This is a genomic window from Rossellomorea sp. YZS02 (assembly GCF_033963925.1).
Lineage (GTDB): Bacteria > Bacillota > Bacilli > Bacillales > Bacillaceae_B > Rossellomorea.
Window position 1 is genome coordinate 151,477 of record NZ_JAXBLY010000007.1, and the last position, 14,743, is coordinate 166,219.

Genomic DNA, 14,743 nt, shown 5'->3' on the forward strand with positions numbered 1-14,743 from the left:
TCCCTCCTTATTCTTTCGTATCCAACGGCTTTAATTTCGCTTCAATAGATTCTCTTTGAGATTCGAAATATGGAGGAAGCGATAAATTTTCACCTAATGTATCGAACTCCTCATCCGTTTCAAAGCCGGGACCGTCTGTTGCAAGTTCAAAGAGGATTCCATTTGGTTCACGGAAGTAAAGGGAACGGAAATAGTAGCGCTCTACAAAACCTGAGTTCGGCAAACGGTTTTGAGTGATCCACTCCACCCATTTTTGAAGTTCACTTTCGTCTTCTACACGGAAAGCAACGTGATGGACACTTCCTCGACCAGGTCTTTCCCGTGGGATATCGCTTCTTTCTTGAAGATACACCTCTCCTCCAGTTCCACCTTCCCCTGTTTCGAATACGCGTATATCAGGCTGCCCTTTAATATCTGAAGGAAAGCTCCTTGTTTCTTTAAAGCCCAATACTTCAGTAAGCACAATTGCTGTATCATCTCCACGGGCAACCGTTAAAGTGACGGGCCCTAAACCGAGTACCCCGTGTTCAACAGGAACCGGACTCTTAACCCACGGTTTTCCTCCAGCCACCCCATCATTCATTTCGTCTGATACTAACATAAGTCGCTGTCCTTCAAAATCACGGAAGCTCAATGTAGCACGCCCGGTATGATGGGAAATATCGTCATGTTCTACACCAAACTCTTCAAAACGTTGTTTCCAATAAGCCAAGGAATCATCGTTATTCACCCTTAGTGCAGTCATTGAGATGCTGTTCGTACCCGTATATGTGTTTCCTGCATGTGGGATTTCAAAGAATGTAAGGTCCGTCCCCGGGTTCCCTCTCTCATCTGCATAGAAAAGGTGGTAGACAGAGGTATCGTCTTGGTTAATGGATTTTTTCACTAATCGTAAGCCAAGGGTCTTCGTATAAAATTCATAGTTTTTCTTTGCATTGGCGGTAATGGCAGAAACGTGATGCTGCCCCTTTAATGGTTTAAGGTTCATCATAAGTTCACTCCTTGAATAATAGTATTTCCTATTACCTATATCATACACGATAATTATCTTTAATTCAAGATATTTAATTTCAAGACTTATTAACAAATATATATTGTGGAAATTCCTTTTTAATCGCCTTGGTCATTTAGTCGGGGCAACTTGATCAAAAAAAAAGCATCCGTACATAAGGATGCTTTTCTAACTTACACGTCTTCATTTTGTTTAATGGTCAATGCCTGTGACAAAGTGGATGTAATGGTGAGATTTTCAAAATTCAATCCCAGTTGAACCGCAGTTTGTGCTATCTCGGGTCTCAGACCTGATAAGATCGGTTTTACTCCGATCAGCTGAAGTGCATCAATTAGTTGAAAAATTTGATGCGCTACCATCGTGTCAATTAACACGACTCCGGATAAATCAATAAATAGTTGGGAGACTTCCATTGCAACACATTGTTCCAAAGCATTCTCTAATATAAGCTCTGCTCTGGAAGGGTCAATATTTCCGACAAGAGGTAAAAGAGCTGTTTCGGAATTTAGTGAAATGATTGGTGAGCTTAGTTCATTGATGATTTCCTGCTGATTCAGTAGCTGCTGATCTACGACTTCAGACTGCAACTCTACAAATCGCAGCATTACTCGATCAAATGCTTCAATGAGCACCTTGCTCCACATATTCAACGAATCAACTATACCTTCATTTGTATGCTCTTCAGCATATTCCTTCAAGAAATCCAGGTATTGATTTCTAACCCTCATAAACTCCTTAAGAATATGGTGAGTGGGCGTCTCTAAATGTTCTTTATCACTGGCAATGGACAAAACCCATTCATCTAATTTTTTATGAAACGTTTCCATATCCTCAGCAAAAACATGACATAGGATGCCATGAAACTGAAAGTTTTGACTTTTTAATTTTTCTACCACTTTCGGATCTTTTGAAGAATAAACACCACTTGTCGCATTTTTATCCAGAGAGTCATACCACTCATCTGTCAATTGACGAGCCCTACTTAATAAAAAAGTATGTAATTCCTTGTTTCTATGCATGTATGATTCCTCCTACAATATCGAACAAAATGACTAACTTCTTATTCCCTATCTGACATTATGAGCAGTCTGGAAATCATACTCTTCAAGGAGCTAATCCCTAAAAAACATTGATACTACCTTTACTCCCCTTTATTATATACACAATCAGGGAACAAAGTCATTCAAGAGGGTAGAACACTGATAAAAATCAACTTCAAAACCCATTTTATTTGCCAGCGCTATATGTGCTTATCATAATAATAACCAATATACTATCAGAAGAATGTGTATTTTCCAAAAACATTACAACATTTTGTAATTTAACTCTACAATTCACAATATAAAGTGTATAATGATGATATTGATAGTGAAACAGACAGCAAGGGTATGTCTCGATATACTATTTTGATGTATAGGGATCTCCTATTAGAAACCAACCCCGAATCTTAATATGATGTCGTAAAGCTACTACTGAGTCATATGTCAAAATTGTTGGGAGCTGATGAGAGAATGAAGAAGAAACTGACTCGAAAGTGTATTGATACACTTGCTATCCGAAGTGCCTATCATTTTTGTTTGTCAATCGGAATCAAGCCGAGTTTACTTAATCTATCGATGGTCACCGGATTCTCAGAAGAAAGAATACTTGAAATAATTGAAACAACGTTCAGTAATCAAAGTGTTAAAACAGAAAATCACTCTTCTTAATCTCTGTTTCCCCTTTATTACTCTACAAGCCGATTATCCTTCATCCAATAACCCTTAACCTTAAGTTCTTACATTATCCAATTATCCATTTTTCTTATAACAAGGAATCCCTGGGGATTCTACCGGCAGTTTAATAAGAATTACTATTTAATCTAGCGACATCAATGAAAAAGGCAACTCCACTCTGAGAAGTTGCCTTTTTACTATGGTTTATAGTACATTGAAATATCTTGCTTCGGGGTGAGCAAAGACCATGGCGGTTACGGAAGCTTCCGGTTCCATCATACAGCCTTCTGTTAACTGAATCCCGATTCTTTCAGGTTGAATTAGCTTAAACAACTTTTTCTGATCTTCAAGCTCAGGACATGCAGGATATCCAAATGAAAAACGTTGCCCCTGGTAATGAGTCCTGAACCGGTCCTGCATTGTCAAGTCAACAGGGTCGGGGAATCCCCAACGGCTTCTCATCATTTCATGTACTCTTTCTGCGAGTCCTTCTGCTGTTTCTAAAGCGATAGCCTGGAGTGCGTGGCTTTCGAGGAACCTTCCTTTCTCTTTCAATTCCTTCGCCCACTGCCTGATTTTCACACCGGCTGTGACGGCAAAAAAACCGACATAATCCATTTCTCCACTTGCTACCGGCCTTAAGTAATCCGCTAAACACAGATGTTGGTTTCCGATTTGTCTTGGAAAATGAAATCTTTCTATTTCTGTGGAGGAATCATCCGGGTGATAGATAACAACATCATCACCTTCAGATTGAGCCGGAAAGAATTGATATCGAGCAGATGCCTGAATCATCCCTTCCTTTTTTGCTTTTTGGAACAATTCATCCGTCACTGCTTTAAGGCCGACCGTTCTTTCGTCTCCTTCTTCCAGTAATCTTGAAATTTTCCCTTTGATCCCTAAATGGTGCCCAAGAAGCATCTGCTGATTAATGTAGGGATGGATTTGATCAAGTGAAAATTCTTTAATGGTGTGGGGAATCAAGTCAGAAGGAACATGGACTTTTACATCTTTTGAAACAGTGGAACGTATTTTCACCGCAACAGAAGATGTATTTCGATTCGGAGATTCTTCAGTCGATACGACCTTTCTTAATTTTTCGCGACTCTCCTCTTCCAACCGCAGCCTCGTTTCTTCATGTTGAATCCCATTCATGATGCTAAGTCCATCCATTGCATCCTTCGCATAAAGAACCAGGCCATCGTATTCCCTGCCAATTTTATTTGTAGTGAATTTTCGGGTGAGGGCCGCACCTCCTACTACCAGAGGAACTGATATATCAGACTGTTTTAAGTCTTGGGCAGTAATGACCATCTGCTGTGCAGACTTCACAAGGAGTCCGGACAAACCTACGATATCGGGCTTTTCTTCCCGTATGACCCCGATCAGTTCCTGTGGTGTCACTTTAATGCCTAAATCAATTACTTCATATCCATTGTTACTGAGGATAATATCAACAAGATTCTTACCAATATCATGAACATCTCCCTTAACCGTAGCCAAGATCACCTTTCCCTTTGAAGAAGAATTTTCCGTTTGTTCCATATGCGTTTCCAGATGAGCTACGGATGCTTTCATTACCTCGGCACTTTGTAATACTTCCGCTACGATCAACTGGTTATCATTAAACAACCTTCCGACTTCACTCATTCCAGCCATAAGGGGCCCATTGATGATTTCAAGGGGTGCGTCATACTTTTCCAAGGCGATATTTAGATCGTCAATCAGTCCTTCCTTCGTCCCTTCCACCACATAATGTGCCAGCCTTTCTTCCAATGTCATCGTGTTGACTGGTACCTTTACTTCTTTCTTTTTACCCCTATAAAACGCAGTAAATTCTGCCAGTGTTTCATCGGTCGTCTCAAAAAGGAGTTTCTCGGCCATTCGAACCTCTTCTTCAGGAATGGAGGCAAAACGCTCTAATTTTTCCGTATTGACGATGGCATAATCAAGTCCCGCTTTCGTACAGTGGTAAAGATATACCGCATTTAGGACTTCCCTTCCGACAGGGGGCAGTCCAAATGATACGTTACTAACCCCTAAGATATGAGGGCACTCAGGAAAGAATTCTTTTATCTGTCTTATCCCTTCAACTGTAGCATTGGCTGAACCGATATATTGCTGATCTCCTGTTCCCACTGGGAATACAAGGGGGTCAAAGATGATGTCTTCTGAAGCTATTCCATATTTCTCAGTTAACAGTTTATGTGAGCGGATGGCAATGTCTACCTTTCGCTCTACAGACACTCCCATTCCCTTTTCATCAATTGTGCCTACCACAACCGCTGCTCCGTATTCCTTCATCAATTTTGTTATCTTCTCGAACCGTTCTTCCCCATCTTCCAGATTAATCGAGTTAATAATTACTTTTCCTTGAGAATACTTCAATGCGGTCTCAAGCACTTTCTCATCCGTCGAATCAATAACAAGTGGAACTTTTACTTTTTTCACCACTTCCTGGATAAATACATTCATATCTTCTACCTCTTCACGATCGGGATCCGCAAGGCAGATATCGATTACCTGAGCTCCATTTTTCACTTGCGCTCTCGCAATCTCTGAAGCTTCTTCTATCTTATTCTCTGCGATCAATCGTTTGAATTTTCGCGAACCGATGACATTCGTCCGTTCACCGACCAGAATCGGTCTTCTATCTGGATCTTCATAAACAAACGGTTCAATTCCTGACACTGCATGAGGATGAGATTCTTTAGGTTTACGAGGAGGGAATCCCTTCACCACTTCTGAAAGGGCACGGATGTGCTCCGGTGTGGTTCCACAGCACCCTCCAACAAGATTCAGCCAGCCTTTCTCAGCAAAACCCTTCATCTTTACACTGAGTGAATCAGCAGTCTCATTGTAATTTCCCTCTTCATCAGGTAATCCTGCATTCGGATAACAGCTGACATAAGTAGTTGCCAGACTTGATAAGGAACGAATATGATCCCTCATAAATTCAGGTCCGGTTGCACAGTTCAGACCAACGACCAAAGGGTTTAAATGTTCAAGAGATAAATAAAATGCTTCGATTGTCTGCCCCGCGAGTGTAGTGCCCATCGGCTCAATGGTTCCGGATAACAATATGGGAATCTCTTTCCCTTTGGAGTCAAAGGCAGTTCGAATGCCGAGGTTTGCCGCTTTTACATTTAAAGCATCCTGACTCGTTTCGAGAAGTAGTACATCAACGCCTCCATCGAGAAGACCTTCTGCTTGAACACGATAGTTTTCTACTAACGCATCAAAGCTTATTCCTCCTGTTACGGATAAGGTTTTGGTAGTGGGACCTAGAGATCCTGCAACAAACCTGGGCCACTCGGAGGTTGAGACATCTTCTACAGCTCTTTTGGCGATTTCAGCTGCTTTTTTATTAATTTCATATGCTTTTGAGCCTATCTCATATTCGTCCAGTACAATGGGGGTAGCACCAAAGGTGTTTGTTTCAATCACATCAGCTCCGGCTTTCAAATATTCCAGATGAATCTGATAAATGACCTCCGGCGCTGTCAATACCAGATTTTCATTACAGCCCTCAAGCTCTTCTCCACCAAAATCCTCCGGGGATAAATTCGCTTGTTGAAGCATCGTTCCCATTGCTCCATCGAGTACAAGTATTTTTTTCCTAAGCTGTTCTTCAAACAAAGTGATGGCCATAGGGAACCTCTCTTTCTGTGTTGGTTTTCTCTTGTATATGATGAATCAGTTCAATGCTCATATCGTACCTGACAAAAGGCGTGATAAGATAAATCCCATTAAAAAGTTCTATTGCTGTATCAAGTAAGTCTTTTGCTATCTCCATTCCAACTGTTCTTGCAGCGACAGGATCACTTCCTGCTTCCTTCATTCTTTGTCTTGTTTCTTCTGGAACGTTTATCCCAGGTACTTCATGATGGAGAAACTCTGCATTTCTTGAGCTGATCAGCGGCATGATCCCTATAAAAATGGGAACATCTAAATGCTTTGTAGCCACATGTACTTGAAACAGCTGCTCTTTCCCAAAGATCGGTTGAGAAATAAAATAGTCAGCACCTGCTTTCTTTTTCTTTTCAAGTCTTTTTACAGAAGCGTCTAAATGACGGAAATTCGGATTAAAAGCTGCACCTACTGAAAATTGAGTTCGTTCCCGGAGTGATTTACCGGAAAAGGATATACCCTCATTGTTCTGTTTAATCAATTCAATGAGTTCGAGGGAAGATAAATCATAAACGGATGCTGCCCCTGGAAAATCTCCAATCTTGGCAGGGTCACCCGTTATCGCTAATATATTGTGTATCTCTAACGTGTGTAAGCCCATTAAATGGGACTGAAGTCCAATCAGGTTTCGATCCCGGCAAGTGATGTGGACCAAAGGTGTAAGGTCAAACTTGGATTTGACCAGGCTTCCAATGGCATCATTACTTATTCGAGGCGACGCTAACGGATTGTCAGCAAGCGTTAGTGCATCAATTCCAGCTTCCTTTAATGCCTCAGCACCTTGGAAGAATAGCTTCGTGTCAAGGTGTTTAGGTGGATCTAGTTCAACAATGATCGTTTTATTTTCTCTTACCTGCTCATGCAGCAAGTTTGCCTTGATAGAAGGTGACGATAACTGAACAACTTTTTTCTTTTTAACCTTTTTTTCTTTCACGGGCTCCCGGCTTTTTAACCTTGCAGCTACAGAACGAATGTGATCAGGTGTGGTTCCGCAGCAGCCACCAATGATTCTTGCACCTTGCAGTCTCAATTCGTTGCTTATATCACCAAAGTAATCAGGTTCAGCAGAGTAATAGAATCGACCTTCTTCATAGTTCGGCAGACTGGCATTCGGATAGACGGATAGAAACGCCCTTTTTGGTAGTGGTACCCCCTCCAGGGAATTCACCATATGAAATGGCCCCATGCGGCAATTGATGCCGACAACATCGGCTCCCAGTAATTCTAATTGTAGAAGGGCGTCTTTTATTTCCATTCCATTTTGAAGAACTCCGGTTTCATGAAGGGAAACTTGAGCAATAACAGGAATGTCTGCTTCACGTTTAGTAATGTTTAATACAGTGGTTAATTCTTCAAAATCATAAAAGGTTTCAAGCAGTATGCCATCTACACCCTCTAATAATAAACAGTATAGCTGTTCACGAAAGCTTCTTTTGATTTCTTCGAGGGACACATTTTGTTTAATGCCCCTGATTCCCCCGATCGTGCCCAGAATATAGGTGTTCTCTCCCGCAGCTTTTCTTGCCAGACGCACTGCAGCTGTATTAATTTCTTTAACCGATTCCTCCAATCCGTATCTGGAAAGCTTTTGATAATTGGCTCCATACGTATTGGTCTGTATGATATCTGCTCCTGCATCAATATACTCTTTATGGACTTTCAACACTTCATTTGGGTGAGAAAGATTCAGCTCTTCAAAGCATCTGTCCACTCCATATGAATACAACAACGTTCCAATCGCACCATCTGCAAGTAAGATTCTCTCTTTCAGTGCTTCCAGCAACGGCTTCATGACATCCCCTCCTTTTACTATAAATTTATTACGTTGTCTCGATTGATTTCTTGTATACTATCCAAACCCTTTTTAAGATCGGAAATTAATTCATCCACGTTTTCAAGTCCTACTGACAATCGTAATAAACCATCAGTAATCCCTCTCCGCTCTCGTTCCTCTTTGGGCATGGAAGCATGTGACATTCTTGATGGATAGGATAAAATGGACTCTACTGCTCCCAGACTGACGGCAAATACGGGAATATTTATATTTTGTATGAGTTGCTTTACTTCATCTTCCCCTTTTAATCGGAAGGAAAGAACCGCCCCAGGACCCTCAGCTTGTCGAACTTGTATTTCACGACCGGGATGATAGCTCAAGCCAGGGTAGTACACTTCTTCTACTTCCTTTCTGTTTTCCAGGAAGGTAGCAATCTTATATGCGGATTCTGAAGATTCCTTCAATCTTACATGCAGAGTTTTGAGTCCCCTCAAGAGAAGCCAGCAATCTTGTACCCCGAGTACCGCTCCGAACGAATTCTGAAGGAAAGCAAGCTTCGAGGCAATCTCTTCATCACCCGTTACCGCAAGCCCCGCTAAGACATCACTATGCCCGGCAAGAAACTTCGTGGCACTGTGGAGGACAACATCTACACCCAGACTGATCGGTCTTTGAAGCAGTGGAGTCATGAATGTATTATCAAGAAACGTTAAACATCCATTTGCCTTGGCAAGCTTCACGACTCCCTCAATATCCGTGATGTTCAGGAGTGGATTCGATGGTGTCTCCATATAGATCACTTTTGTATTGTGTTTTATTGAACAAGCCACTTCATGCAGGTCCTTCATGTTCACAAAGGAGTATTCAATATCAAACTTAGTGAGGACTTCCGTGATCATCCTGTAGGTCCCACCGTACACTTCTTCTGATACGAGAACATGATCCCCGCTCGACAATAATAAAAAGCTTGTGGAGATTGCCGCCATTCCCGATGAAAAGGCAAAGCCCCTTATCCCTCCTTCGAGCTCAGCTATCGTTTCCTCGACGGTTTCCCTCGTTGGATTTCCCGATCGGCTGTAGTCATAGGTTCCGTACTGATCGAAATCCTGTTGATGAAAAGTTGTTGCATGATGGATTGGCGTAGAGACCGCTCCTGTTTCTTTATCAAATCCGTGAGAATGAATGAGTGACGTCTGAAGTGAAAATGGTTTTTTACTCATACGTAAGCACCTCTTTTTCCAATTGTTGAAAAACATTCTCCAGATCTTCAATCAGGTCATCAATATATTCAATTCCTACAGAGAACCGTAGAAGTCTGTTGCAGATACCTAACCTGTTTCGCTCTTCTTCAGGAATGTCTGCATGTGTTTGAGTGGCGGGATAAGTGATAAAGCTTTCAACCCCCCCTAAACTTTCGGCAAACGTAATAATGTTTAGTTTTTGAAGAAAGGGAGCAACCCATTCTTCCTTTGCTATACGAAAGGAAAGCATGCCTCCTTTACCCGGATACAAAACGTCTGTTACATATTCATGCGAATCAAGAAACTGTGTGACTTCTTTAGCATTTTTTTCGTGTTGAGCCATTCTGAGACTAAGTGTTTTCATTCCTCTTAATAAGAGCCAACAATCGAATGGTGATAGAACTGCACCGATAGAATTTTGAACGGTGTAGATTTTTTCCCCCAGTTCCTCTGTCTTTACAATCACAACACCTGCCAAAACGTCATTATGCCCCCCTAAGTATTTTGTCGCACTGTGGATTACAATGTCTGCTCCTTCACTAAGTGGCTTCTGCAGGATCGGTGTATAGAAGGTATTATCAACAATTAATATCAAACCGTTACGTTTAGCAAGTCGGGAAACCTCAGAAATACTTGCTTCATTCATTAATGGATTGGTCGGTGTTTCGAGAAAAATGGCCTTGGTTCTGTTAGTGATTTGTTCTTCAATGGAGACAGGATCACTTGTATCGACGAAATGAAATTTGATACTGTATTGTCTTTCATACTGTATGAATAAACGATAGCTTCCGCCGTATAAGTCTTTTGAAACAATCAATTCATCCCCACTATTAAATAAGCTAAGAATGGCCTGAATCGCTGCCATACCCGAACTAAAGGCAAATGCCTTATGCCCCTCCTCCAAGCGCGCAAGGGTATCCTCTAAAGTAGCACGTGTTGGATTTCCAGTTCTTGTGTAATCATAACCTGTCGATTGTCCAATCCCTTTATGTTCATAGGCAGTCGACAAATGAATGGGCAGGCTCACAGCACCCGTTGCAGGATCTTTCCGATTTCCTGCCTGGACAAGCATTGTATCAATATGATTTTTCAACATTCTTCTCTCCTTTTCTATCTTGAATACGAAAAGGGAAAAAACAAAAAACCTTCTTACTGAAAATAAGAAGGTTTTGTACATTCGTTCTCCCTCTTATCGTCCAAGTTGACATCAACTTGCTGGAATTAGCACCATACCTAAACTCACGGCTGGTTGCTGAGGTGTCTTCGGGCCAGTCCCTCTACCTCTCTTGATAAGAAACTATATGATTTTGTGAAAAATAACTTTCCCATAACTTATAACAAAGAAGCACGAAAGTCAATGATAATTATGAATTATCCGAAAATAATACAAATGTACCTATTCATCCGAAGGCGTTTTCTTCAGACTGAATAACCAAACAACAAATGCGTTTAGGCGTGAATCTCAATGAAAGATCCCTATCTTTGTTTTTATCTCTGTCATAAAGGGAATCGCCTTTTTTCTTGCCTTGACAGCACCTTCTTGTAGAATGGCATCCAATTTTTCAGGGCTGGCCATTAGTGCCTCATACTGTGCTCGCGGTTCTTCAATAAATGAATTCATGACTTCAAAAAGTTCTTTCTTCGCTTGCCCCCAGCCTATTCCTCTTTGATACCTTTTTCTCATTTCTTCTACTTGTTCGGGTGTTGCAAATTCTCTGTATAAAGAAAATATGATGGACGATTCTGGATTTTTAGGTTCTTCAGGAGGAGAAGAATCTGTTTTAATTTTGTTGATTAATTTTTGAAGCTTTTTTGGCTCTTCGAATAAGGGAATCGTATTGTTATAACTTTTACTCATTTTTCTTCCATCCAGTCCTGGCAGTACAGCCGTTTCTTCCTCTATAATGTAATCGGGAAGTACAAAGGTTTCTCCATATTGCTTGTTAAAATTTTCTGCAAGGTCCCTTGCGATTTCAACATGCTGAATTTGATCCTTTCCTACAGGGACGATCTCCGTTTGGAATAACAGGATATCTGCCGCCATTAGTATGGGATAAGTGAATACACCCATATTGACCCCGGCATCCGCTTCCCTGCCCATCTTATGATTTTCTTCAGCAATTGATTTATATGCATGTGCTCGATTCAATAATCCTTTAGGTGCAAAGCATGCTAGAATCCAGCTTAATTCAAAAATCTCAGGTATATCAGACTGACGATAAAAGATTGCCCGGTCTGGATCGAGTCCTAATGCTAACCAAGCTGCCGCAACTCCATAAGTCAGTTCTTTCATTTCAGCCTGATTATGAATTTTCGTAAGACCATGGTAATCCGCTACAAAATAGGCTGTGTTGTAAAAATCATTTTCTGCTAATTTCAAAGCAGGTTTTATTGCACCGATATAATTACCTAAATGAATCCTTCCTGTAGGTTTAATTCCGGTCAGAACTTGTCTTTTCAACCCTATTCCCCTCACTTTTCATTCTAAAATAACACAAAAAGGGCTTCCCATCCCTATAAAAAGGACGGGAAACCCGTGGTGCCACCTTCATTCGCCTACTGTTCCAGTAAACGCACTCGCATGTACAGAAGTTGCCTTCGATACATCGTCTCTTTTATCGGTGAGACTATCCGCCGTAGCCTACTTTATTTCAGCCTGGATGCTCAAAAGCCCATTCAACGAATTCAACATACTGATTCTCACCAACCATCAGCTCTCTAATATGTTTCAAACGCCTACTCTTCTTTCTCATCGCATTAAACTATTTTCCATTATTTTAATTGATCGGTAAATAATGGTCAAGAGAATGAGAAAGAATTTAGAATTCTTTCGATGAGAGAGGAAGGAAAAGTTTAATACCTCTCTTATTAAAAGGAAGGTATTTCATATCCGCTATCAGATGACTGATATATCCGATTACACAGGCTTCAAAGACTCCCTCGATCATCAAGGAAGATTCGAGGAAGTGTGCAATCACGCCAAAATATACTACACCAAGAATGGAGTGAGTATAACTCCGGTGTGAAACCCATGAGGCAATGATAATATAGACACCCAATAACCATAACCACGTCTCATTCAACTGCCAACCACATGCCGTGACCCCAATGCCGGTGATCATGAGCATCCTCCTCTGGGTAATGAAACCTGTGAGTACAATCATTCCTGCCCCATATCCGACCCCTAACCACCGTTCGCTTCCTGCACCTTCCAGATAGCTATAGACCATCATTAGAAATCCGATGATTTGCGCAACTGCTCGGATCATTTTAGGTGATAGGGTAACCTTGTTACTCAGCTTTCCGTCAATATCCATATCGGGCATCAGTCCAGATACCCCGCCTATTGCTACGAGTGCTACAGTAATCCCTGGGCTTGTTCCAAACGAGTTGGCCACAATATATCCTGATGCTGCTCCAATGGTCATATGTGCTGTACCGTTCAATTGTGTCCTCCTGCTATGCTTTCTTATGTATATATTAGATTTCTATAATAGTCTTTATTAATCTATATGACTATGGGAAAGATGCCTTACTTTTTATAAATGTGCAGAGATTCGGTTGATAATTTCCAGAAGATATGACCTTTTATGAGGGACAAAATGACTATAACCCGCATTATAACGTTTATATTCTCTTTCTCCATCGTTCTTCAGCACGAATCCCTCTAATTCTATTTCTGTTGTTTCACCTTGAATAAGTGATTTGAAATCGACAAGGGCGGTCCGAAATATACCTGCCACTTCTAAAGGATCCGGCTGGAATTCCTCATAGGATATTGGCACAGAATAGAGGAATACATGGGATAGCTCCCGGTCTACCAGTCCCTCCTGAACAAGCTCTCCCTTCACCATTCCCATGGGTTGTAAATGTTCAAACGGCACCATGAGCCCAAGCTCTTCATGGACTTCTCGCACACCGTCTTCAATCTTCTCATGAGATAGAATATGACCTGCAGCTGTTATATCCAGAAGACCTGGAAAATCCTTTTTTCACGACTTCTTAATTGAAAATAGATAAAGGAATCCAGCTTGATGACATCATAATAGGCAAGCCAGCAGTGAAAGGTTTCATGCCAATACCCCTTCTTATGTACCTCTGATCGGCGAGCAACACCAAGCCTCTCACCATTTTCATTCAATATGGCCAGTCGTTCGCTCTCCATAGGACCCCTCCTGTTCCCCTTCAATTTATTTAACTTTCTCTAAGTAGGTTTTGATCTCCATCAAATCCTCCACCACTATGTCAGCTTCAAGCAACTCTTGTTCTTCTGAAAACCCAAAGGCACAGCCGATTGAAAGAAAATGATTCTCCTCGGCACCCTTAAAATCCTGTATTCTATCTCCAATCACCACTCCGTGTGTGAGATCATGATCCTCTTTTACTCTTCTTATTGCGTCACCTTTGTTGTTCGTTTCCATATCCTGCAGGCTGTAAATGGACGAAACCCACCGATCCAGCGAATAATGTTCCACGATTGTTTGTATGTATTGAGTGGAACTGTTACTTATTACAATGATTAGGGATCCCATGTCTGCCAAATAAGTTAATAGTTCCTCTGCATGGGTAAATAAGTCTCCCTTTCCATTTAGAGCATTTTGTTGAAGTTTTGCTTGAAACCGTTCATTCACTTTGTTCTGCATCACTTTGTCGTCAGGTAGCAGGTGTGCACACATAGACGCGAAGGATCCAGCCATGAGTTCCCTGTATGAAAAGACGGGTACTTCACCCGTCCATATCCCTTCATCTCTAAGGGATAGGAAAGCATCATGAAGCGCATCTTCAAGTATAAGATGTGTTTGAAACAACGTTCCATCCAAGTCAAATATCATTGCAGCTTTCATCTATATTCTCCTTTATTGTCTTAAGCACAATCATCTTTGGTGTTAAGTCATGACCCGGTCACTGAAATAGAACCAGCTCTTATCATATCAAATATACGTCCATTTGAGAGTCCCCGATGTTTATTTCCGTGACAGATCAAGTCATCGGTCAATCATTCACCAGGAATAGCACAAAAAAAAGACACTCGAGACCCCTCTCTTGTGTCCTTTGCTTTCAATGGTTTTCCATGTACTTCAGGATGCGTTGGGCAGGTAATAAAGGACCGTCAACATCATGCCGATCACAGAGAAGATGACAATCGTGACTGCCAGCGACCTGTGATACTTGGAAACATGCTTCTTCTTCGACACGTTAAAAAACGTAAATGCCATTAACGAAAGAACAAACAAAGCTATAAACAAGAGCTCGCTCATGGACAATCCCTTTCTTCAGTAAGGTGTGTTTATCTTTACTATATGTGAACACT

General features: G+C 41.3%; 13 protein-coding genes, 1 riboswitch and 1 other annotated feature. Of the genes, 1 reads left to right on the plus strand and 12 read right to left on the minus strand.

Going from position 1 to position 14,743, the window contains the following annotated elements; translation table 11 throughout:
• Positions 1-7 precede the first annotated feature (7 nt).
• The gene (locus SLH55_RS09210) at positions 8-988 is read right to left on the minus strand and encodes a ring-cleaving dioxygenase (protein WP_320323297.1); all 981 of its coding nucleotides are present in this window, start codon (positions 986-988) and stop codon (positions 8-10) included.
• Positions 989-1,185: 197 nt separating this feature from the next.
• A complete protein-coding gene (locus SLH55_RS09215; protein ID WP_219165637.1) occupies positions 1,186-2,031 on the minus strand; it encodes an STAS domain-containing protein in 846 nt (281 codons plus the stop codon).
• Positions 2,032-2,523: 492 nt separating this feature from the next.
• Between SLH55_RS09215 and SLH55_RS09220 the strand changes: the two genes are divergently transcribed.
• Positions 2,524-2,721, plus strand: coding sequence for a hypothetical protein (locus SLH55_RS09220; protein ID WP_320323272.1), 198 nt, complete (start codon positions 2,524-2,526; stop codon positions 2,719-2,721).
• A gap of 210 nt (positions 2,722-2,931) precedes the next feature.
• Here the strand turns inward: SLH55_RS09220 and metH are convergent, their stop codons facing one another.
• The 10 genes from metH to SLH55_RS09270 all read right to left on the minus strand — a co-directional run bounded on the left by metH (position 2,932) and on the right by SLH55_RS09270 (position 14,690).
• Complete coding sequence (gene metH / locus SLH55_RS09225; protein ID WP_320323273.1) at positions 2,932-6,378, minus strand: methionine synthase; 3,447 nt, start codon at positions 6,376-6,378, stop codon at positions 2,932-2,934.
• Entirely contained in the window at positions 6,359-8,209 is a 1,851-nt protein-coding gene (locus SLH55_RS09230; protein ID WP_320323274.1) for a bifunctional homocysteine S-methyltransferase/methylenetetrahydrofolate reductase, read from the minus strand. Before SLH55_RS09230 ends, metH begins: the two co-directional genes overlap by 20 nt.
• 17 nt (positions 8,210-8,226) lie before the next feature.
• Positions 8,227-9,411 carry a cystathionine beta-lyase gene (gene metC / locus SLH55_RS09235; RefSeq protein ID WP_219165640.1) on the minus strand — a complete coding sequence of 395 codons (1,185 nt, stop codon included), beginning with the start codon at positions 9,409-9,411 and terminating at the stop codon, positions 8,227-8,229.
• Entirely contained in the window at positions 9,404-10,528 is a 1,125-nt protein-coding gene (locus tag SLH55_RS09240) for a methionine biosynthesis PLP-dependent protein (protein ID WP_320323275.1), read from the minus strand. The genes metC and SLH55_RS09240 overlap by 8 nt, the downstream gene beginning before the upstream one ends.
• Before the next feature lie 90 nt (positions 10,529-10,618).
• Positions 10,619-10,728, minus strand: a riboswitch (SAM riboswitch).
• A 166-nt stretch (positions 10,729-10,894) separates the two neighbouring features.
• Complete coding sequence (locus SLH55_RS09245; protein WP_320323276.1) at positions 10,895-11,893, minus strand: tryptophan--tRNA ligase; 999 nt, start codon at positions 11,891-11,893, stop codon at positions 10,895-10,897.
• 57 nt (positions 11,894-11,950) lie between these two features.
• Positions 11,951-12,194, minus strand: a binding site (T-box leader).
• 57 nt (positions 12,195-12,251) lie between these two features.
• Positions 12,252-12,878 (minus strand): metal-dependent hydrolase, encoded by a 627-nt coding sequence (locus SLH55_RS09250; protein ID WP_320323277.1) that lies wholly within the window; start codon positions 12,876-12,878, stop codon positions 12,252-12,254.
• Positions 12,879-12,971: 93 nt separating this feature from the next.
• On the minus strand, positions 12,972-13,403 hold the full coding sequence (locus SLH55_RS09255; protein ID WP_413787087.1) for a hypothetical protein: 432 nt from the start codon (positions 13,401-13,403) through the stop codon (positions 12,972-12,974).
• Positions 13,394-13,597, minus strand: coding sequence for a hypothetical protein (locus SLH55_RS09260; RefSeq protein WP_320323279.1), 204 nt, complete (start codon positions 13,595-13,597; stop codon positions 13,394-13,396). Before SLH55_RS09260 ends, SLH55_RS09255 begins: the two co-directional genes overlap by 10 nt.
• Positions 13,598-13,622: 25 nt before the next feature.
• Positions 13,623-14,276 (minus strand): HAD hydrolase-like protein, encoded by a 654-nt coding sequence (locus SLH55_RS09265; RefSeq protein WP_320323280.1) that lies wholly within the window; start codon positions 14,274-14,276, stop codon positions 13,623-13,625.
• A gap of 234 nt (positions 14,277-14,510) precedes the next feature.
• Entirely contained in the window at positions 14,511-14,690 is a 180-nt protein-coding gene (locus SLH55_RS09270) for a hypothetical protein (protein WP_219165646.1), read from the minus strand.
• Positions 14,691-14,743 lie beyond the last annotated feature (53 nt).